The sequence below is a fragment of the Psychrobacter cibarius genome (assembly GCF_904845955.1).
Taxonomy (GTDB): Bacteria; Pseudomonadota; Gammaproteobacteria; order Pseudomonadales; family Moraxellaceae; genus Psychrobacter; species Psychrobacter cibarius_B.
In genome coordinates this window covers 527128-549628 of sequence record NZ_CAJGYX010000001.1, presented here as the reverse complement: position 1 = coordinate 549628, position 22501 = coordinate 527128, and the positions used below count along the sequence as shown (strand labels likewise).

Sequence of the window (22501 nt, the reverse complement as noted above, 5' to 3'; positions counted from 1 at the left end):
AACATTTTTAAGTGGGATTGACTATATTTTAAATAAATCATTAAAAGCAGTTTTGTATCATTAGCAGGCTCTGTTAAAAACGCCTATATAAGCAATCATTCATCATCCATTTAAGGCGATTAAAGAACAATAACGCCTCAATATAGGCTCAGATAGTATAAGATGTCTCACATTGGCGCAATCTGCAACTATTCAATGGGCAGACTGCATGATAAAATAGACGGTTCACATGTCAAAACTGGATAACTCGTTGTATGTCAGACCTTACTAAAACATCTTCATCCTCTGCCAACACGGGCAATATCCGTATTGATCCGACTGGCTTTGTAAAGCTTGGCGCACAGTTGCCAGCGCTGGCGAATACCTTGGCACAAGCGATCAATGAGCTTAAGTTATTCTTGAGTGAGACGCAGCAGCGCACATTATTATTGTACTTAGACCAGCTTTTGTTGTGGAATAAAGCGTATAATCTGACCGCCATCACTGATCCAGAAGAGGCTTTGATCAAACATATAATTGATTGTTTGGCTATTATAACGCATTTACCGTCAGGGTCACTGTTAGATATTGGCACAGGAGCAGGGATGCCAGCGGTTATTATTGCGATTTGTCAGCCAGAGCGTCAATGCACCGCACTTGATAGTAATCAGAAAAAAATTCGTTTTATTAAGCAAATCAGCAGTGAGCTTGGCTTGAATAATATGCAGCCAATTGCTTCTCGTATCGAGGCGCATGAAGCCAGCTATGACGTTGTAACTTCTAGAGCTTTTGCCAGTTTGATCGATTTTGTCGAAGTGGCTCAGCCGCGCTTAGCAGATAACGGTTACCTATGCGCGATGAAAGGCAAAGCGCCAAGCGATGAAGAACTACAAGCGCTGGACAATGACTGGCATATTAAGACGATTAAGCTTAAAGTGCCTCGTTTACATGATAGTCGTCATTTAATTGAATTGTCCTATAAAAATGTCTAAGCTATGAACACCTTTTAAGTGATACGTGTCGGTGCCACATAGTTTTGTGGATATCTGAATGGCATAATATTCAAAATATAGTGATACAGATGGTGCTAATTATATAGAGATACTCGTATTGTTTACGCTTATGAGTATGATGCTATGCAAAGTTTAGCGAAAAATCGATTGTGTAAGCCAAAAGTAAAATAACAGTAATAGACCCTAATTAAATTGAGTGAGTGTATGGAAATCATAGCAATTGCGAATCAAAAAGGCGGCGTGGGCAAAACCACGACGGCAGTAAATTTGACCGCCAGCTTGGCTGCGAAGCGCAAGCATGTACTGCTGATTGACTTAGACCCACAGGGTAATGCGACCAGTGGTACAGGTGTCGATAAGAATGAATTAGCACTGACAATAGCGGACGTATTATTGGATGGGGTTTCGCTGTCTGATGCTATTGTTACCAGTCCGGCGGGGTTTGATGTGATCGGCGCCAATCGTGATTTGGCTGGCTTGGATATTACCTTGATGAATAAGACCGATAGCCATGAGCTGTTTAAGACAGCAATGGTGGCATTGGTCAATGATCAGCTAGCTGCTAAAAAACCTGCTTATGACTATGTGATTATAGACTGCGCACCCAGCTTGAATTTGCTGACGATTAATGCGTTAGTTGCTACAGACAGCGTTATTATTCCCATGCAGTGTGAATACTATGCATTAGAAGGATTGGCTGATTTGTCGCAGACAATAGAGCGTTTAACGGAATTGAATCCAAAGCTATATATCCGCGGTGTGGTGAGAACGTTATTTGATGCACGCAATACACTGGCTCGGGATGTGTCTGCCGAGCTTGAAGCGCACTTTGGCGATATTATGTATAAAACCCATATTCCAAGAAATATTCGCTTGGCAGAAGCGCCAGCACATGGTTTGCCAGTCATCGCTTATGAAAGATGGTCAAAAGGTGCGCGCGCTTATCAAAAATTGGCGGCTGAAGTCATGAAACAAAGTGACTAATATTTTTTTAGTGCCAACGATAGACTGTAAGCACAAGCGACCAAACAGATATCGAACATTGAATATCGTATTTATAAGTAATGAGTAAGCTGTATTAATAATTATTTGGCTTTTATTTTAGCGTTAGAGGATAGGTAATCATGGCGAAGAAAAGAGGGTTGGCTGCCAATCGAGGCTTAGATGCCTTATTGGGGTCAATCAAAAAAGAAAAGCAAATCACCGCCTCTGCCTTGCAAGACGACATGGCGGCGCGTGAGAGTACTTTGCCAGCTGAAACGCTAAACGCTGATAGATTAAATATTAGCACGCCTGCTCAATCTGATAGTAATGAGACCAGTGAAAAACCAACGGCCAAACCTATTGCCTCTGACACCACTGCCAGCAGTCGAACCACACGGTCGCCGCGCACGATAAATAAAGGTACGGTTAATAAGAGTCGTGTTAATGGAACGGATGCCAGTGCCTCTGAAGACCAGATCAGCTTGGTGCAAATAGATGTCACGCGTTTGCAAGCGGGTAAGTATCAGCCACGCCGTGATATGAGTGAAACGGCGCTTGCAGAGCTGGCGTCTTCGATTGAGCAGCATGGCGTTATGCAACCGATCGTTATCCGTCCGTTATTGGCCAATGAAGACAAGAGTGAAGCATTCGTTACCCATGAGATCATTGCTGGCGAGCGCCGCTGGCGAGCGGCAAAAATGGCAGGAAAATCTGTCATTCCAGCGATTGAACGTGCTTTATCTGATGAGCTTGCCATCGCACTGGCCTTGATTGAAAATATCCAGCGTGAAGACTTATCTGTGATTGAGCAGGCCGCTGCATTACAACGTTTTCATACTGAATTTGGTATGAGTCATGCGATGATTGCCGAAGTCGTTGGCAAGGCACGCACCACCGTATCAAACCTGCTGCGTCTCAATCAACTGCATGATACAGTCAAAGATCATTTGGCAAATAGCGCCCTAGATATGGGTCATGCGCGCACGCTTTTGGCATTATCCTCTGAGCAGCAGCCGATTATCGCGCAAAAAATTATCGACGGCGGTATGACGGTACGCGACGCTGAAAAGTTGGTTAAATCGATCTTGCAGCCTGCGCCTAAAGCCAATCGTGCTGAGCAAACGCAATCTCGTGAGGTTGAGCGCTTAACGCAAAGACTGACAGATATGTTAGGGGCTGAAGTCAAACTCAAACACAAAAAGATGGTCAGGGTAGTGTTGAGATATTTTTCCATAACCAAGATCAGTTAGCAGCTTTAATTAAGCACATAGAAGCACAGGCTTGATATCGCTAACGAGTTTGTCATGATGCTGTAAATTTGAGATATTTTGATAACCGCTATTCTTATAAAAATATAAAAGAGAGTCAGTATGTGGGAGTTGGTAAAAGCGGGTGGTTGGTTGATGACGCCTATCGTGGTGTGCTCAATATTGGCATTGGTTATCATCATCGAGCGTAGTCATACCTTACAGTTTAATAAAGTTGCCCCGAGTAGATTGCGCGAACAGCTAATCACACGCTTACGTGAGAATGGGGATATTGGTCGTACACAGTTGATGAATGTCAAAGAAAAAACACCTTTGGGAGATATTTTAGCGACAGGGCTGCTGTATCGTCAATATGGCTTAGATTCGATGACGATGCATATGCAAAACCGCGCTAGCGTACAAGTGCATCAGTTAGAAAAAAACATCAATATGCTTGGGACCATAGGAGCGATTGCGCCACTACTCGGTTTGTTAGGCACGGTGTTAGGCATTATTTCGTCGTTTTTGGCGATTACCGATGGCGCGATGCAAGACCCAACGATGCTTGCTGCTGGTGTGTCACAAGCGTTGATTACGACTGCTGCTGGTATGATCGTGGCTATTCCAGCACTGGTTGCCTATCGTTATTTTCAGCGCCGTATTATCGATATTAATGCCCAGTTTGAGACGCAAGCGGGGCTCATGATTCAAGAGTTGTATGATTATCATTTGCTGGAAAATACGTCTACTGCTGGTTTGAATGTGCCTGCACATCGTGCGCCATCGGCTGACGTTGTAGATAATGAATATGCAGTGGATGGGTTAAGCTCAAATAATGGTGTTGCGGTCACTTCTTAGTATTTATTTTTTAGCATTTATTTCTTAGTATTTGTGACTGTTCAACACGCTATAATAATCCATCAAGCACATGAGTATTCAGTAAATTAAAGAGAGTGATATGCGCTTTAGAAAACCGACTGTTGAGCCGCTCGAAATTAACTTGACCCCGATGATTGACTGCTTGTTGTTTTTGATTGTGTTTTTGCTGCTGGCAACATCGTTTAATCATTTTAGTCGTTTAAATATTATTCTTCCTGAAGCTGAAGGTGTCGCGCTGACAGAAGAGAAAAACAGTATCGAAGTGGCAGTACAAGAAGATGGCAGTTATCTGGTGAACGGTATTACGCTTGCCAGTAGTAATGAGGCAGAGTTGACCAGTATGCTACAACAAGAAGCTGGTAGTAATCGTGACATGCTATTTGTTATTGCTGCGGATGCCAATGCCACCCACCAATCGGTTGTGCGAGTGATGGACATTGCGGGTAAACTGGGATTTTTGAATCTTAATATCAGTACGGTCGTGCCACTTGGTCAGCCGTTACCGCAGTAGCCTATAGCTACTTAAGTAACATTGATAGATGCTCTTATAAAACTGTGATTTTAACGCAGTCCATTCATATTATGACCCCCAAATTGAGGCTTTTATGAGCCAAGCATATCAACCTGACTCTGCAAAAACTGCTGCTAAAAAATCAGCAGAGCCGTCAAACATACCTAAGCATAAGACCTTGCTGCGTTTGCTGAGTTATCTAAAACCATACTGGTGGGCATTAATGCTTACTGTGTTGGGCTTTGCGATTAATGCGGCGACAGAGATTTGGATTGCCAAATTACTTCAATACATCACCGATGCCATTAATCAGAACGATCAAAGCAAACAGGATTTATTTCCATTATTGATCATTGGTCTGTTTTTTGTCCGCGGTGTTGGTAGCTTTTTGGGTAATTATTATTCTGCTCTGGTCTCACGTAATTTGGTATATGAGCTGCGAGTGGAAGTCTTTAATAAATTGCTTCGTCTGCCAAGCTCTTTTTACTTAGCCAATCCTGCTGGTACCATTTCATCCAAGCTGATATTTGATGTTGAGCAAGTCACTGCTGCTAGTACAGACTCTATGAAGACGCTACTGCGTGATGGTCTGACAGTCGTCGCCTTGATAGGTTTCTTGCTTTATAGCAATTGGCGTTTGACGTTGATTTTATTCGTTGTGCTACCGCCAATATTGTGGCTTATTCGCATCGCCTCAAAGCGTTATCTAAAGTTGTCTAAGGGTATACAAGAGACGATGGGTGATGTCAGCCATATTACCAATGAAGTGATTGGTGGCTATCAGGTTGTCAAAAACTATGGCGGTCAAGCATACGAAGCCGCACGCTTCGATAAAACATCAAAAAGAACTTACGCCAAGGCATGAAGGTCGTGGTGACCAACAGTATCAATACGCCAGCAGTACAGCTGCTAATGGCTATAGCCATGTCAGTTGTGGTGTGGCTCGCACTACGCCCATCGGTGATAGACAATATCTCAGCGGGTGAGTTTATCTCATATATCGCCGCTGCAGGTTTGCTGAGCAAGCCGGTACGCTCATTGACTGATATCAATCAAAAACTGCAAAAAGGTATCGCGGCAGGTGAGTCTATTTTTGCCTTGTTAGATGAGCCAGAAGAAAAAGACACTGGTGTGCTTAGCCCTGCTTTGACGGGCGAAATCAAGCTGGATAATGTCAGTCTGATTTATCCTGACTCAACGGTCGCTTTGCGTGACTTTACGTTAGATGTAAGAGCGGGTGAGACGGTTGCATTGGTAGGGCGAAGTGGTGCTGGTAAGTCATCTTTAGTAAATTTACTGACGCGCACCTTATCGACCTCTTCTGGGCAAATTACCTTGGATGGTATACCGATTGAAGACATTAAGCTTGAGAGCTTACGGGCGCAGATTGCGATGGTCAATCAACAAGTCGTCCTGTTCAATACCACGGTATTTAACAATATTGCTTATGGTGGCTTAGCCAATAAAACCCAAGCTGAGGTTGAGCGCGCCGCAAAAGATGCCTTTGCTCATGATTTTATTATGAAAATGCCAAACGGCTATCAAAGTGAAATCGGTGCTGAAGGTTTGCAGCTGTCTGGCGGGCAGCGTCAGCGCTTATCGATTGCTCGTGCGCTATTAAAAGATGCGCCGATTTTAATTTTAGATGAAGCAACCAGTGCGTTAGACAATGAATCAGAGTATTACATTCAGCAAGCGCTTGATAATGTGATGAAAGATCGTACCACATTAGTCATTGCACATCGACTGACCACCATTGAATCAGCCGATCGTATCGCCGTGTTAGACAGCGGTCAAATCGTCGAGTTAGGCAGGCACGATGAGCTTATGCAATTGCAAGGTCATTATGCGCAAATGTATGAACGTGACTTTGAATAAAATTATTGGACTATTCTTTGAGCAGCTTTGACGTTCAAATCGTGCTAAGTTAAAGTTTAGCTGAATAGGTAAGTGGTCAATTATCATGAGTATTGAAACGACAGTGACGCGTGCCTGGCAACGTCAAGCCGCTTGGCTATGGCTATTGCTACCTATTAGTTGGTTGTACGGACTTATCACCACGCTGCGTCGTCAAGCTTATAAAGCTGGGCTGTTAGCAAGTTATCACGCGCCTGTTCCCGTTATGGTGATCGGCAATATTAGCGTGGGCGGTAGTGGCAAAACACCATTGATTATTGCCTTGGTTGATTATCTACAAGAACGGGGCATAAAGGTAGGGGTCATCAGCCGTGGTTACGGTGGCGATACCAGTCAAATGCCAGCTTTAGTCGATGCCGCCAGTTTGCCCAATGTGGTAGGGGATGAGCCTTGTTTGATTGTTAATATGACAAATGCGCCCATGGCAGTATGTCCCGATCGTAAGCAAGCAACTATGACCTTGTTAGCTGCCCATCCTGACTTGCAATTCATTATTGCCGACGATGGCTTGCAGCATTATGCACTGCAACGTGACATTGAATGGATTGTGGTCGATTCAGCACGGGGCTTTGGTAATCAACAGCTCTTGCCAACAGGGTTTTTACGTGAACCGATGTCGCGATTGCAGGGTGCAACTGTCATCTACCATGAGCCACTAACAACAGATTCAGTGGACAATAAAAAAGATAATAGCAATCTGTACCGAGCCCATCGTTTGACAATGCACTTAGAGGCGAATGCTCTGCAACTCTTATGGCAACCTACTTTATCTTATTCTCAAATTGATATGCCTAAAAAGGGTTGTAGAGTGCATGCGGTGAGCGGTATTGGTTATCCGCAGCGGTTTTTTGATACTTTAAGTTCGCTAGGCTTCGATGTCGTTGGACATCCTTATCCTGATCATTATGATTTTGAGTTGGCGGAATTATTGCAGTATACCGAATATCCAATCGTAGTCACCAGTAAAGATGCGGTAAAAATAAGAGCGTTGCTATCGAAAGCCACTACTGATAAAGCGCTGAATAATGAATATCAAACGCTGATAAACAGACTATGGGTACTGCCAGTAACCGCCAAACTCTCTGACAGCTGTTATGATAATCTGCAGCAACAGCTAAAAAAGCTAGGTATTGATATCGAAAACAATAACAATAACAATAACAATAACAATACCAAAGCAAATAATAGATGATGCTTTAAACCGTATAAAAATTGCTATAGGAAACCCCATGTCGTCAGTGATTATGCCCGCCAAAACTCATATTGTTATCCCTGCTCGTTTTAAGAGCACGCGGCTGCCTGGCAAGCCATTACTAGAGATACATGGTAAGCCGATGATTCTTTGGGTTGCTGAAAAGGCGCAAACAGCGCACTTCACGGATGATATGTGTATTGCCACAGATGATGACGATATTGCCAAGATATGCATAGATGCAGGGTTTGATGTGGTGATGACCAGTAGCGAGCATGCTTCAGGCACTGACCGTTTGGCAGAAGTTGCCGCCATCAAAGGATGGGCTGACTATGATATCGTGGTCAACATGCAAGGCGATGAACCGTTAGTGCCACCGTTATTATTGGAGCAGGTAAAGGCGCTTTTGGTCGCAGACAGTGATAGCGTGATGGCGACTTTATGTGAGCCTATCGACGACTATGAGACCTTTATGCGTCCATCAGTGGTCAAGGTTGTCAGTCAACACGCTAATGACTTGCAACGTGCGCTTTATTTTAGCCGAGCGCCCATTCCTTGTGATCGTGATGTCGTATTGTCCAATGATGATCATAGAAACCCACCAAAAAATGCTTATCGTCATTTAGGGTTATATGCTTATCGCGTCCGTTTATTACAGCAGTTTGTGCATTGGCCGCAAACGCCACTTGAGAGACTTGAGAGCCTAGAGCAGTTACGCGTTTTAGAAAATGGAGCGCAGATTACTATTGCAGTTGCCGTTTGTCATCTACCTGCAGGGGTCGATACCCAAGAAGATTTAGACCGCTTAAATGCCATGAGTTTGACTGAATTTCAGAGCCCCATTGGATAAATAGCCTAAGCAAAAATATTTCATCTAAAGCGTCATGAACACGCTATATCCTGAATAATCAAGCGAAGTTATAGGACGTTAGCTATGAGTGATAAGACGCAAAATACAGGCACAATGGATACTACAGACCACATTTATTTCGCCGCGTTATTGCCATGGCAGCAAAATCTATGGTCGCAATTGACCAAGCGAGTTTTGACATCACAGCAATCTTTGCCACATGCACTATTAGCTGCTGGTATGCAGGGTATGGGCAAGCGAGCTTTTGTATGGCGTTTGGTCGCTTGGCTATTATGCCGTGAGCGTGATAGCCATCCCACAGGGGCTTGCGGCGCGTGTGAAAGTTGCCAATGGCTAAGATCTGGCACGCATCCAAGCTTACAGGTATTGCCACTGATCAGTATGCCAATCAGTGCAGACAATGCTGATAATAAAGAGAAATTAAGTAACGCTGCAAAGGATAAAAAATCACCCAAAACAGCCAATAACAGTGCTCTTAAGATTAAAGTGGATGATATCCGTAACTTGCAGCCTTTTATCTATCAAGGTGGTCAAGGAATGCGTATCTGTGTGTTAAACCATGCAGAGCAAATGACGATTGCCGCGGCCAATGCGCTACTCAAAACTTTGGAAGAACCACAAGCTCAAGTCCATTTATTTTTGATCAGCGATACTCCAGCACAATTACTGCCCACCATTAAAAGTCGGGTGCAGCAGTTGCCATTACAGACCATTCAGCCTGTGATCGCCGTTGACTATGTGACACAGGCACTTGGCTCTACGGTCAATCGTGAAGCGGTCGGTACGGCTGCGATTGAGCAGCTTATCCAATTGGCAAATGGCGCACCTTTGGCAGCAATAGCCATGGCACAAGCGCCATGGTATAGCAAACGTGCGCTATGGTTGACGACGTGGCAAGCATTGCGTAGTGGTAAACGTAGTAGTGTGGCAGCCAGTGACTATTGGCAAAACCAACTGAGTATCACAGAATTTATTCAGCTTTCTGAGCTGATGCTACTTGATATGCGCCGTGTTTGCTTAGGGCTTAATGAGCTTCAAAAAGACGTCAATCTATCCGCTGCCTTAGAAAAGTATCCACCTGATAATAATGGCCTAGCACTTTTTTCTAGTAGCTTACAGCAGACAAAAATCGCTCTGCAACAAAATGTGCAAGAAAAATTTGCCTATGATAAGCTAATGCAAGAATTGGCTTGTTTATAAGAAAATCTGCCTCGATAGCAAATAAAAATACCAAACTTAATGAAGGAAGCTGACTATGGCCATGCCAGGACGCGGCGGGATATTAACCTGCCACATTGAAAATATCGAAATGTTATATGCCAGCTACTTGTCCTTTGTCAGTAATGGCGCATTATTTGTGCCATCCAATGACGCTCAGAAGCTAGGTAACGAGGTATTTATCGCCATCACTTTACCCAATTCTAGCGAGCGTTTGCCTATGAATGGCAAAGTAGTTTGGATTAACGCCAAAACGCAAGGTGGTCGACCGGCAGGTTTTGCGGTACAGATTGGAACTGATATTGCAGGTCAAAGAATTAAAAACGAAGTTGAGCGATTATTGGCGGGTAAAATAGATGGTTTGCAGTCCACGTATACCATGTAATTATTTATTGTACTTGTAATGGTTTTGATGAGTGTTAGACGACTATTATTGAACAAACAGTATAAAAAAAGCCACCTTATATATCGATAAGGTGGCTTTTTTTATGAGCATAAGACTAGGGCGTGTTTTCATTTTAAAAATAGTGATAAAAATTGCCGTCAAACAATGAAGGTAATGCAAATAATATCGAGATATCAATAAGCTGTTTGACTATCCTTGGCAAAATTTAGCCATTATTAAATAATTTGGAGGACAATCGATTGAATTGAGGGCACGGCCTAAGTAAAGCCACCATATCTTTTAATAGCGCGGTGGCACATACATATCATCTGGAATAGGCTCACGGTAGTATTCGTCATCACGTTTACGATCGGGTAATTCTACCTCATCACGTGGCACTTCCTTATAAGGAATTTGTTCGAGTAGATGAGCAATACAGTTTAGCCTTGCGCGTTTTTTATTGTTACCTTCAACCACCCACCAAGGTGCTTCAGGGATATGCGTTCGCTCAAACATGGTCTCTTTAGCCTTGGTATAGTCTTCCCAACGGCGGCGTGACTGTAAGTCCATGGCTGAGAGCTTCCATTGCTTGAGCGGGTCATGAATACGGCTCATAAAGCGTGAATGCTGCTCATCATCAGTGATCGAAAACCAGTACTTCACCAAGCGAATACCTGAGCGGACTAGCATGCGTTCAAACTCAGGCACCGACTGAAAAAATTCTTCATACTGTGCATCGGTACAAAAACCCATCACACGCTCAACCCCCACACGGTTATACCAACTGCGGTCAAACAGCACAATCTCACCAGCAGCAGGCAAATGGGCGACATAACGCTGAAAATACCATTGTGATTGCTCACGTTCTGTCGGTGCAGGTAGAGCAGCCACTCGACACACACGAGGGTTTAAGCGCTGCGTGATAAGCTTGATAGCGCCACCTTTACCCGCCGAGTCACGACCCTCAAATATGACGACGATACGCTCACCGCGATCAACGACCCAGTCTTGCAACTTAATAAGCTCGCGCTGTAGCCTTACCAACTCTTGAAAGTACATACGCCGATCAAGTCTTTCTTGCTCACTCATTTCGCGCCCATCAAAACGAAAGTCACGCACATAATCATCTATCTCATTTTCTAGCTCTTCATCATAAGTATCGATGAGGTCTTCGTGCATCTTACGACGCAACTGATCATTAAAAACCTCCTTATCCATACGCTCGATAAAACTGTGTTGCTCAGGTGAGCTAAGTTCCTGACGCTCTTGTGGCGTGAGGGATTTGGGATTGATGGACGAAGGTATCTTACCCATAAAAAACTCCTAATCAGTGTTGTTATGATTTTTATTGGTTATGCTCTTACTTTAGCATAACTACCGATAGAGCTATGCGTTGGCTACGTTTCATTATTGTGTTGTTAGTAAGACTTTGACTAATATCCAGTTTTGAGTAGTGAATGGGCATAAAAAAGCACCCTCTAATCCATCGATTAAAGAGTGCTTTAAAGTATTCGTGCTAACTATTGACTGATAATACCAATCAAATAATAGCAGTCAAAGAGTTATTTCTCTAAAATACAAGTCACGCCCTGACCACCAGCTGCACAGATAGAGATTAGTGCACGACCTGAGCCTTTTTGATCCAATAGCTTCGCTGCAGTGGCTAGGATACGACCACCCGTTGCGGCAAATGGATGACCCGCAGCTAACGACGAGCCATTCACGTTTAGCTTGCTACGATCGATAGAGCCTAGTGGTGCATCTAGTCCTAGACGCTCTTCACAGAATTTTTCATCTTCCCAAGCAGCTAGTGTTGATAACACTTGTGATGCAAAGGCTTCATGGATTTCATAAAAATCGAAATCTTGTAGTGTTAGACCTGCACGCTCAAGCATACGCGGTACGGCATAAGCAGGTGCCATTAATAGGCCTTCTGTGGTGCCAGATTTACCAATGAAATCAACGGCGGCCGTTTCTTGATGAACGATATATGCCAATGGCTTAAGACCACGCTCTTTTGCCCACTCATCGGTTCCTAATAGGACACAAGAGGCACCATCCGTTAACGGTGTAGAGTTGGCTGCTGTCATCGTTGGGTTGGCGTTCTTTTTACCAAACACAGGCTTTAATTTAGCCAGTTTTTCCAAAGTAGTATCAGGGCGCAAGTTGTTATCGCGCGTCAGACCTTTGTATGGAGTGATTAGGTCGTCAAAGAATCCTTCATCATAAGCGCGCGCTAGGTTTTGATGACTGTTAAAAGCAAGCTCATCTTGTGCTTCGCGGCTGATATTCCACTCAAGAGTGGTAATGGCTTGATGGTCGCCCATTGATAGACCGGTGCGTGGTTCACCGTTTTGTGGCGAATCGATTAAGTCTTTTGGATTTAGACCCATTAGTGCTTTTAGGCGTTGTTTGTTGTCTTTAGCCGCACCCAGTTTGATCAGTACTTTACGTAGACCATCACCAATCGCTATCGGTGCATCAGAGGTCGTGTCTACGCCGCCAGTAATTGCTGAATCTATAAGACCCAGTGCGATTTTATTGGCAGAAGCAAAAGTCGCTTGCAAGCCAGTACCGCAAGCTTGTGAGATATCGTAAGTTGGCGTATGTGGGTTGAGCGCTGTGTTAAGCGTGGCTTCGCGAGTTAGGTTGATGTCACGGCTTAGTTTCATGACGGCACCAGACACCACTTCACCCAACACTTCGTCTTGTAGATTATAGCGTTCAATCAAGCCATCTAATGCAGCTGTCAACATGTCGGTGTTGCTAACGTCAGCGTATGAACCGTTCGAGCGTGCAAATGGAATACGGTTGCCACCTAAGATAGCCACTCGATTTTGACCAGCAACGGCTTTGGTTTTGCTGGTTTTTTTGGCAGCAGACGCTGGCTTTTTCGTAGTAGAAGCTGGTGATTTATCATTCGCTTCTGTGGTGCTAGAAGACTCTCTATTACTAGAAGACTCTTTATTAGACGTGTCTGTTGCTGTCGTGCTTTTAGCTTTTTTAACAGCCGTTTCTGTTTTGCCGTTTTCTGATTTATTATCAGTAGATTTTGACGCACTGGCTTTTACCACTGTGCTTTCAACAACAGGGCTATCAGGGTGATTGTTTTTATTACTCATAATATTATCCTTAAAAAATATGGGCAGAAGAAAAGAGGGTAACAATAGTAAAACTAATAATAATAAAAGTGATTACATTAAAAAATTCAATAATCGAAAATAAACAAGAAGCAAATATTATCACTTATTACGCAGCATAACTGTTTATGATAAGACGTTTTTACGACCTTACTGTATATCTTTGGCAAACTATGTGACGCTTATCTAAGGTCGGTATCAGCTTTGAAAGACATCAATATGACTTTCGTAGACTGGCTAGTATCGATTATTGGCATTGCATAACGATAGATTTGATAATATATTGTTATCGATAATTGCATTTGCTATAACTTATAGGTCTGATTTTAGCACAATGTGGTGATTTTTAAATCCAGAAAAAGTGACCGTCTTGTATACTGAGTTGTTTACAGATTGTTGTAGACATTATCGGTTTTTGGACTTGTTTAAGATGGCAGTGTATAGTTAGGCCAGCTTTAGACTCATTTACTAAATATCAATAATTATGAGGTTATTGAGTCTATATAATAGGCACATTACATTTATTACTATTATTCTAACCGTTCGTTATAGGGATTATATTATGTCAGACCGTTATGGTGATTTTGTTCAGTCTTCTATTGGCAAAAAAGTGGCCAAAAATTTGGGTTTACCGTTACCTGTTACTCTTGATCGCTTCGAAAGCGGTGAGCCTTTAGTACGTGGTAGCGTATTGGTTGGTCGTGCTAATGGCGACGATAAAAGCGTCAGTGAGTCTGTTGCGCGAATTTTGTCAGACGTACATGCTGATGTTTATGTAAACAGCAGTGATGATATCAAAGATGCCCTTGCTGATGCAGGCGTCGAAGCAAAAGCCAATACGGGCGGCGATGATAAATTTAAAGTTTTGTTGTTTGATGCCAGCAATATTAGCAATGCCGATCAATTAAAAGAAGTGTATGAGTTCTTCCATACTGTCGCTCGTCGTGTAGAAAAATCTGGTCGCGTCATTATTATTGGTCGCCCACCAGAAAATATCACTGATATTGATACAGCTTTGGCTCAGCGTGCGCTTGAAGGCTTTGTGAAGTCTGTCGGTAAAGAGTTCAAACGCGGTATTACGGCACAGCTTATTTATGTAGAAGACGGCGCAGAGCAAAACCTAGATTCGACTTTACGCTTTTTCACCTCTGCTCGTTCAGCTTATGTCTCAGGACAAGTCGTACGCGTTAGTAAAGGTAGCAATGTTGATGTCGATTGGACACAGCCTCTTGGCGGTAAAACCATGCTGGTGACTGGAGCAAGCCGCGGTATTGGTGAAGCAATTGCTCGTGTATTGGCTCGCGAAGGCGCTCACGTTATCTGCCTTGATGTACCGCAGCAGCAAGCAGACCTACAAAAAGTCGCTAGCGAAATTAGTGGCTCAGTATTGACCGTCGACATCACCAGTGATGACGCTGGCAAACAAATCGCCGAAGCTGCACAAAAGCGTGGCGGATTAGATTCAATCATCCATAATGCTGGCGTCACTCGTGATAAGACATTGGCAAACATGGACGAGAAAAAGTGGGACATGGTTATTAATATTAACCTAGGTAGTATTGCTAGGCTGAACCGCTATTTGCTAGACAACGACGTATTAAAAGACAATGCACGTATCGTTTGTGTGTCATCGATTTCAGGTATCGCTGGCAACTTGGGTCAAACCAACTATGCCACCTCTAAAGCAGGGGTGATTGGTTTGGTGAATGCCACTGCTAAGCAGTTAGAAGACAACGCCAAAGGCATGACGATCAACGCTGTTGCTCCAGGGTTTATTGAAACGCAAATGACCGAAGCCATTCCATTTGCTATTCGTGAAGCGGGTCGCCGTATGAACTCTATGAGCCAAGGCGGCTTGCCAGTAGACGTGGCTGAGACCATCGCATGGTTTGCATCACCTGCTTCTGGTGGCTTAAATGGCAACATCGTTCGCGTTTGTGGTCAAAGCTTATTGGGTGCTTAATATCACTTTATAAGTAAGTGTCAATTATAAGTAAGTATAAATGATGATTTAGCTATTGATAAATAGCTGATATTAATCAGTATTTTCAATTCTCCTCACATATGCTTACGAAAAAATTGCTCATAAATCGTAATAAAGCTGCCCAAGGGTGGCTTTTTTATGTTAAAAACACAGAGAACCAGTAGCCAAATTGTTTTTTGCTGTGAGAGTTGCTTACATTGTCTAAAACCACGCCTATGAATTGTGCCTAATTTAGGCATAATACTGGTGGCATTGCTCAATGATAAGCTGTAACCAATAATGTCATAGCATCTTTAGATACACCAAGAAAACTTGCTCAAGCCCCACTTAGGATTTATTATGTCAGACAAACATTATGATGCGTTGCCGAAAGCGCATACGACCTATGCCAATATCGTTAAAAGTTTATTGCCTATTGGTAATAACGGCAAAATCAGTAAAGACCAATTGCCGCAAGCGACTTACTATGTGGACGATTTGCACATTGACCAAAGTAACTTAAACGATTATCGTAAAATTTGTGGTTTTGCAGATAATGGCAAAGTACCCATTACTTACTTCTCAGTGCTGTCTCAAACGCTGCAGATGAATATGATGGTTAAAGAGCCATTTCCATTTGCTATGTTGGGTCTAGTGCACGTCGATAATAGTGTGACTCAGTATCGTCCTATCGGTGAGCGTGAAACGGTTGCTATGTCAGTCACCTTTGATAATTTGCGTGACCATGCTCAGGGTCAGCAGTTTGATTTTGTGACGACGGTCAAGTCAGAAGATAAGGTAATTTGGGAAGGTACTTCGACGTATCTGTCACGCAGCAAAAAACCAATCAGCAGTAAAGACAAAAAAAGCACTCCACGTCCAATAACGGTCAAGCCATCAGTCAACCCAGAAGGCGTGCATAGTATCTTTGAAGTGCCAGAAGATATCGGTCGTCGTTATGCTTTTGTTTCAGGTGACTTTAACCTCATTCATCTCCATCCATTATCTGCGCGTGCGTTTGGCTTTCCTAAAGCGATTGCTCACGGCATGTGGTCAAAGGCCAAATGCCTTGCTATGATGGACGAGTTGCCGGATGCTTGTACGGTTAATGTGTCATTTAAACTGCCTATCTTTTTGCCAGCCGAAGTAGAGCTTATCGCTGATCCAGTGGCTGCACTTGAAGACACAGACGATACCTGTGAGTTTGGCTTATTTAGCTCTAAAAATGACAAGCCGCATTTGGCAGGTACGGTTAAATTACAGAGTGGCAATGAGTAAAAGCCAGTAGAACGACTGTCATTTAACTAAAAAATATCTCAATATGGTCGATTCATGATAGAAAAGTGATAGCGTTAACCTCGCTTGAAGTATTGCTTATACATCGACACGCGGTTGCTTTGTACTTATTTTAACTGGAATTGACTATAGTAAATATAACGAAAAAATTTATAATTATGACTTCACATACCGCCGTACCAAACTCAGATCAACTAAATCATTCAGTAGCTATTGACACAGTATCGAATGCTGGCAATAACGTTTTAGACAATGGCATTGATCTTAGTACTATTCTTGAGCCTTATTTTCGTCCTGATTACACTACCATTGTATGCGGTGCACTCGATGACGAAAAAGTGGTTGCCTTAGCGAAAGCTGGGGTTGAGTCAGTGATTAACTTACAGCCAGATGATGAATTGAGCTTTGATGAAGCCGCAGCGGTCGAGCGAGCTGGCATGCACTATGAGCATCTGCCTATTAACGGTGCTGCAGACTTAAAGCAGCTCAATATATTGGCATTTGATAATATATTGCGCCAACATCATGGCAAAAAAACGGCAGTGCATTGTGGCTCAGGCAATAGAGTGGGTGCCGCAATGGCGCTACGCGCAGGATGGTTACGTGGACGTAAAATGGACACCGCTATGGAACGTGGGCGCAGTCATGGCTTAAGGAAGCTTGAGCAAGAAGTTCATAATCGTCTGTTGGTACCGCGCTAAGACATAAAGATGACAACGTATTATTAAGCAGCATTGCATGACAGAGAGGCGACCACTAGGTTGCCTTTTTTATTAAGGCGCGTTGTTATTTTAAAAATGAGGACACGCCCTAAGCAAACGAAAAAATAACTTGCTAATATTGAGGTATTGAACAGTTACGCCTTAGCAAATAATGTATTTTTTATCATATGAACACTTAATATTAAGGGCTAAATAGTTTTTTACCGTTTAGCTGTTTTATAGAAATGGAGCAGGGTAGCCATGATCGACAATAATAATAAAACCACGCAGATTTTTGATCATCAGATAAATATAACGTTGCAACAACGTTTGCAGCAAATACTCATCGATTTACAGCTTGATGATGCACCAGCAGGGGGTGCCGTGGTTGTCTATCAGGCAGGAGAATGCATTGCACAGGCGAGTGTGGGGATGGCACTTCCAGAGATGTCGTGGCAGCCTGATACTTTGGCGATTAACTTTTCGACGGGTAAAGGTATATTGGCGACGCTTGTACATATATTGGTTTCGCAGCAGATGCTTGATTATGACCAACCTATTGCCCATTATTGGCCCGCATTTTCTGCACAGAATAAAGGGAATATTACATTACGTAGCGTGATGTCACATCAAGCCAACTTGTTCTCAATTCAGAGTATCGATGTGGATAGCGAAGCTTTGCTTGATTGGGATCAAATGCTCAATAAAGTTGCCGCGATGCCAATCACAGCACCAGACCATGGCGAGCTATATGACAGCGTTTATAGTGCTCTGGTCTATGGTTGGGTATTGGGCGGTCTGATAGAAGCCGTTACTGAAATGTCTTTAGCTGAGGCATTGCGCTATTATCTCACTGAGCCTTTAGGTATTGCCGATAGTTGCTATTTTGGTGTACCAGAGAATAAAGTCAACCAAGTAGCAAGACTCGCCAAAGACTTCGAAGCATCAAATGAGGCTGGCTCACAACTGCGTCATAAACGTCATAAACCAACGCTAAAAGCCGATACACAAAGTACTTTACGTACTTATGCTAGTCTGCCTAGCTACACTTGTTGGCAGCAGCAAGCTTTAATGGATGGCAAAGCGGCAGACCTAAGTTCAGATGATGAGCAAAACGCTTTACCGATACTAGACACGGCTCATATTAATCGTTTGTACTTCAATACCAGTCAGCTTAATCTAAAAAATTATAAGGCGGCACTCATACCTGCTGGCAAACAAGCAATCGATTATCACAGTCGTGAGACACTACAGGCCATTATTCCAGCAGCAAATGGTGTCGCTTCAGCTCAGGCATTGGCCACCATCTATACCATGTTAGCCAACGGCGGAACATGGCAAGGACACACGTTTATTAATAGCGCCACTTTTGAGCAACTATCCAAACCGCAAGTCACAGGGCTAGATGCTGTTATGCCAGCAAACATGGATTGGCGCTTGGGTTATCATCGGTTATTTAGTCTTTGTCAGCATACAGACAGTGAAGAAGTTGATGTAAACAAGCAAGGATTTGGGCATATGGGCTATAACGGTTCAGTGGCTTGGTGTGACCCAGAGCGTCAGTTGTCATTTGCCTTTATCCATAATTTTGACACCACGATGCTGAATGATGTCCGTCAGTTTGCACTAACGGAAGCGGTACTTAACTTAGTCGATTCAGAGCTTTCAAAGCGCTAAATAGCTCTATCGATAAGGTTAATGTGATTTATTCGGCGTCATTTTCAGCAATTTTGTGGCGCTAAGACCATGGATAAAAATTGACGCCAAAATGACAATCGAACAGACGACCCATAGCTTAAGCGCATCTTCATCACCGAAAAAACCTTGGTTGAGCGCATAAGATAAATAATATAGCGTACCAATACCACGGATGCCCAAAGCAGAGATGGCATACTTTTCAGTGTGTGCCATGTTTAGTCCTGATAAAGCAATAAACCCACCAATGGGACGTATCAACGAGAGGAAGGTGAAGCTGACGATGTAAACACGCCATGTCAGCTCAACGCCCGATTGCAATCCTTGACCAAGAAACATGCCGAAAGTGACCAGCACTAAAGACATGAGTAAGCCTTCTGATTGTTCTGCAAAATCATGGAGCTTGTGGTGATAGCTGTGCTCATGCTCTGAGCGGCGAAAGGCAAATGCCGCGATAAATACGGCGATAAACCCATAACTATGTACAAATTCGGCAAGTCCATAAGCTACTAACGTTAGCGCAATGACCACATAGCCTTGAGAAATAGTGGTATTTTGGCTGTATTTTGAAAATACCAGCTTGGCCATAATTTTACCAACGACAATCCCCACCACCAGCCCAGCACCAATTTTCCATAAGACATCATGAGTGAACCATGACCAGAGCATCTCGAGGGTAAAGGTATTGCCTTGGCTAAAAGCTTCTGCTATTTTTATGGCCAAATAAACAAATGGGAAAGCCAGTCCGTCATTCAATCCTGCTTCTGAGGTCAAGGTAAAGCGAGGTGTGTCTTCGCGACCTGTATTGGGTGGCCCTACTTGAATACTAGAAGCTAAGACGGGATCGGTTGGAGCCAGTACTGCGCCCAGCAATATAGCAGCTCCCAGACTGAGACCAAATGCATAGTAGCCGAGTACCGCCATCGCAAAGATGCCAATCGGCATGGTAATAAGCAACAGACGTACGGTCGGTCGCCACAATTGCCAAGACAGCTTCGTATCAATTTTAATACCAGCACCAACCAAGGATACAAGTACCACAATTTCGGTTAATTTTTCGATAATTAAGCCGTTATTCATAGGGTCTAAAAATGATAAGGTCGTCCACCAGTACCCCATCAGCAGCCCAAAGCTAACCTGCAACATAGGCAAAGAGATAGGCGTGCGCTTAAATATAATGGGGAACAACGCCCCCAGTAAAAAAGCGATACCGCAGACCAATAAAAATAAATTGTAGTTTTCAATCATAAGGTAGGTGCACGCTGTTATGTTTATCTTAAAAAGTTAGAGTGAGGCCATATTTACTAGTCCATTATAATGACGCTAAAAAATAATGATTACCGCAAAAAATCGTTATCAAAACGACATATGCGTTGTTTTTTGGTGAAAAAAAAGCCTGCATAGCGCAGGCTTAATAGATTTTTACCAATATACTTTAACGATTAATAGTTTAAGGCTTAGCGCTCAACTTGACTCACGTCACGTACCGCACCGGTATCGGCACTGGTAGTCATGGCAGCATAGGCACGTAGCGCAGGGGTCACATAACGGTCACGGCTTACAGGCTTCCACGCATCGCGGCCACGAGCTTCCATCGCTTCGCGGCGAGTGGCCAAATCGGCATCACTGACTTGCATGTTAATCGTACGATTAGGAATATCAATATGGATGGTATCGCCTTCTTCTACTAGACCAATGGCGCCGCCTTCTGCTGCTTCTGGGCTGGCATGACCGATTGATAGGCCTGAGGTACCACCAGAGAAACGACCATCGGTGAGTAGCGCACATTCTTTACCCAAGCCTTTAGACTTGAGGTAAGTCGTTGGATAGAGCATCTCTTGCATACCAGGGCCGCCTTTAGGGCCTTCGTAGCGGATGATAACCACATCACCTGCCACGATCTCGTCAGCCAATACCGCAGCGACAGCATCATCTTGTGACTCAAATAGACGAGCACGACCAGTAAATACTAGGATGCTGTCATCCACACCTGCGGTTTTAACCACGCAGCCACGCTCAGCGATATTGCCATACAATACGGCCAAACCACCATCTGTAGAATAAGCATGTTGGGCACTACGGATACAACCTGACTCGCGATTGACGTCGAGGTTTGACCATTCTTTTGATTGTGAAAATGCCTCAGTGGTACGTATGCCACCCGGTGCTGCAAGGAAGCGTGCGCGAGCCTCTTGATTATCAGGATTCATGATATCCCACTTATCAATCGCGGCTTTCATCGTTGGACTATGGATGGTTGGCACATCAGTTTTGAGTAAGCCTGCACGATCAAGCTCGGCCAATAACGCAAAGACACCGCCAGCACGATGCACATCTTCCATGTGGTATTTCTGCGAGGCAGGGGCGACTTTTGCAAGGCAAGGTACACCGCGACTTAGACGATCGATATCTGACATTTTGAAATCGACTTCTGCTTCGTTAGCAGCCGCTAACAGATGCAAAATAGTATTGGTTGAGCCACCCATCGCGATATCTAAGGTCATCGCGTTTTCAAAAGCTGCTTTGCTAGCGATGGAGCGTGGCAATACTGAATCATCATCTTGCTCATAGCGACGTTTGGCAAGTGAGACAATGGTGCGTCCTGCTTCTAAAAACAACTCGCGGCGTAGCGAATGAGTTGCCAGTAGCGAGCCATTACCTGGTAATGCCAAGCCCAAAGCTTCGGTTAAGCAGTTCATTGAGTTGGCCGTAAACATACCAGAGCACGAACCACAAGTTGGGCAGGCAGAGGCTTCAATAGCGGCGACATCTTCATCACTAATGCTGTCATCAGCGGCATCCATCATCGCATCAACGAGGTCAAGTTTGCGAATCGCACTACTGTCACTACCATCGGTATTATGGCTCTTACCAACTGTGCTGGCTAAAATCTTGCCCGCTTCCATTGGGCCACCTGAAATAAACACTACAGGGATATTCAGGCGCATAGCAGCCATTAACATACCCGGCGTGATTTTATCGCAGTTGGAGATACAAACTAAGGCATCTGCGCAATGGGCATTGACCATATACTCGACCGAGTCGGCAATCAAATCGCGACTTGGCAGTGAGTACAACATACCGCTATGACCCATGGCAATACCATCATCGACCGCAATGGTATTGAACTCTTTAGCCACGCCGCCTGCTTGTTCAATTTCACGTGCGACCAGTTGCCCCAAGTCTTTTAGATGCACATGGCCGGGAACGAACTGGGTAAACGAGTTGGCAATCGCAATGATTGGTTTACCAAAGTCGCCATCAGTCATGCCAGTCGCACGCCATAATGCGCGCGCGCCTGCCATATTACGGCCGCCAGTAGAGGTTTTTGAGCGATAATCCATGTGATGTTCCTTACAAATAGGCGAGGTTTGTGAAAATGTGCACCCTCAATTTTAATATTGATAGTGTGCTTTTTATAAAATGCGAGGACTAGTGAATAATACTAGGTCGTTACCATACCATTAGATATGAGTCACTGAAAACTATTCATTGATAATGCCAAGTCAA

The 22501-nt window shown here is 43.8% G+C and carries 16 protein-coding genes and 2 pseudogenes; 14 read left to right on the top strand and 4 right to left on the bottom strand.

Features of this window, described 5'->3' with window-relative positions; genetic code table 11:
* The first annotated feature begins 254 nt into the window (after positions 1 to 254).
* From rsmG to JMV76_RS02125, 10 genes and pseudogenes are all read left to right on the top strand, one after another.
* The gene (gene rsmG, locus JMV76_RS02170; protein ID WP_201501448.1) at positions 255 to 971 is read left to right on the top strand and encodes a 16S rRNA (guanine(527)-N(7))-methyltransferase RsmG; all 717 of its coding nucleotides are present in this window, start codon (positions 255 to 257) and stop codon (positions 969 to 971) included.
* A gap of 225 nt (positions 972 to 1196) precedes the next feature.
* Positions 1197 to 1976, top strand: coding sequence for a ParA family protein (locus JMV76_RS02165; RefSeq protein WP_201501447.1), 780 nt, complete (start codon positions 1197 to 1199; stop codon positions 1974 to 1976).
* A gap of 140 nt (positions 1977 to 2116) precedes the next feature.
* Positions 2117 to 3261, top strand: a pseudogene (locus JMV76_RS02160) (ParB/RepB/Spo0J family partition protein).
* 85 nt (positions 3262 to 3346) lie between these two features.
* Entirely contained in the window at positions 3347 to 4081 is a 735-nt protein-coding gene (locus JMV76_RS02155; RefSeq protein WP_193009334.1) for a MotA/TolQ/ExbB proton channel family protein, read from the top strand.
* Positions 4082 to 4181: 100 nt separating this feature from the next.
* The gene (locus JMV76_RS02150; protein ID WP_025651795.1) at positions 4182 to 4613 is read left to right on the top strand and encodes an ExbD/TolR family protein; all 432 of its coding nucleotides are present in this window, start codon (positions 4182 to 4184) and stop codon (positions 4611 to 4613) included.
* A 94-nt stretch (positions 4614 to 4707) separates the two neighbouring features.
* A pseudogene (msbA, locus tag JMV76_RS02145) lies at positions 4708 to 6491 on the top strand (lipid A export permease/ATP-binding protein MsbA).
* Positions 6492 to 6576: 85 nt separating this feature from the next.
* The gene (gene lpxK / locus JMV76_RS02140; RefSeq protein WP_201501446.1) at positions 6577 to 7722 is read left to right on the top strand and encodes a tetraacyldisaccharide 4'-kinase; all 1146 of its coding nucleotides are present in this window, start codon (positions 6577 to 6579) and stop codon (positions 7720 to 7722) included.
* Positions 7723 to 7759: 37 nt separating this feature from the next.
* Positions 7760 to 8572: a 3-deoxy-manno-octulosonate cytidylyltransferase gene (gene kdsB, locus JMV76_RS02135; RefSeq protein ID WP_201501445.1), complete on the top strand. Its 813-nt coding sequence runs from the start codon at positions 7760 to 7762 to the stop codon at positions 8570 to 8572.
* Between the two features lie 84 nt (positions 8573 to 8656).
* Positions 8657 to 9793, top strand: a complete 1137-nt coding sequence (locus JMV76_RS02130) for a DNA polymerase III subunit delta' (RefSeq protein WP_201501444.1) — start codon at positions 8657 to 8659, stop codon at positions 9791 to 9793.
* A gap of 55 nt (positions 9794 to 9848) precedes the next feature.
* Positions 9849 to 10196, top strand: a complete 348-nt coding sequence (locus JMV76_RS02125) for a PilZ domain-containing protein (RefSeq protein ID WP_201501443.1) — start codon at positions 9849 to 9851, stop codon at positions 10194 to 10196.
* 300 nt (positions 10197 to 10496) lie between these two features.
* Here JMV76_RS02125 and ppk2 read toward each other — a convergent pair whose 3' ends face one another.
* Both ppk2 and JMV76_RS02115 read right to left on the bottom strand, forming a co-directional pair.
* Positions 10497 to 11510 (bottom strand): polyphosphate kinase 2, encoded by a 1014-nt coding sequence (ppk2, locus tag JMV76_RS02120; protein ID WP_265090259.1) that lies wholly within the window; start codon positions 11508 to 11510, stop codon positions 10497 to 10499.
* A gap of 248 nt (positions 11511 to 11758) precedes the next feature.
* On the bottom strand, positions 11759 to 13318 hold the full coding sequence (locus JMV76_RS02115) for an acetyl-CoA C-acetyltransferase (RefSeq protein WP_201501442.1): 1560 nt from the start codon (positions 13316 to 13318) through the stop codon (positions 11759 to 11761).
* A gap of 580 nt (positions 13319 to 13898) precedes the next feature.
* Here JMV76_RS02115 and JMV76_RS02110 point away from each other — a divergent pair.
* From JMV76_RS02110 to JMV76_RS02095, 4 genes are all read left to right on the top strand, one after another.
* Complete coding sequence (locus JMV76_RS02110) at positions 13899 to 15299, top strand: 3-oxoacyl-ACP reductase (protein ID WP_201501441.1); 1401 nt, start codon at positions 13899 to 13901, stop codon at positions 15297 to 15299.
* Positions 15300 to 15659: 360 nt separating this feature from the next.
* Positions 15660 to 16577, top strand: coding sequence for a MaoC family dehydratase (locus tag JMV76_RS02105; protein WP_201501440.1), 918 nt, complete (start codon positions 15660 to 15662; stop codon positions 16575 to 16577).
* 176 nt (positions 16578 to 16753) lie between these two features.
* The gene (locus JMV76_RS02100; RefSeq protein WP_201501439.1) at positions 16754 to 17296 is read left to right on the top strand and encodes a beta-lactamase hydrolase domain-containing protein; all 543 of its coding nucleotides are present in this window, start codon (positions 16754 to 16756) and stop codon (positions 17294 to 17296) included.
* Positions 17297 to 17557: 261 nt separating this feature from the next.
* Positions 17558 to 18973 (top strand): serine hydrolase domain-containing protein, encoded by a 1416-nt coding sequence (locus JMV76_RS02095; protein WP_201501438.1) that lies wholly within the window; start codon positions 17558 to 17560, stop codon positions 18971 to 18973.
* 18 nt (positions 18974 to 18991) lie between these two features.
* On the opposite strand, the gene JMV76_RS02090 is transcribed toward JMV76_RS02095, so the two are convergent.
* Together JMV76_RS02090 and ilvD are read right to left on the bottom strand one after the other, a co-directional pair.
* Positions 18992 to 20239: a cation:proton antiporter gene (locus tag JMV76_RS02090; RefSeq protein WP_201501437.1), complete on the bottom strand. Its 1248-nt coding sequence runs from the start codon at positions 20237 to 20239 to the stop codon at positions 18992 to 18994.
* 209 nt (positions 20240 to 20448) lie between these two features.
* Positions 20449 to 22335: a dihydroxy-acid dehydratase gene (gene ilvD, locus JMV76_RS02085; protein WP_201501436.1), complete on the bottom strand. Its 1887-nt coding sequence runs from the start codon at positions 22333 to 22335 to the stop codon at positions 20449 to 20451.
* Positions 22336 to 22501: the final 166 nt, after the last annotated feature.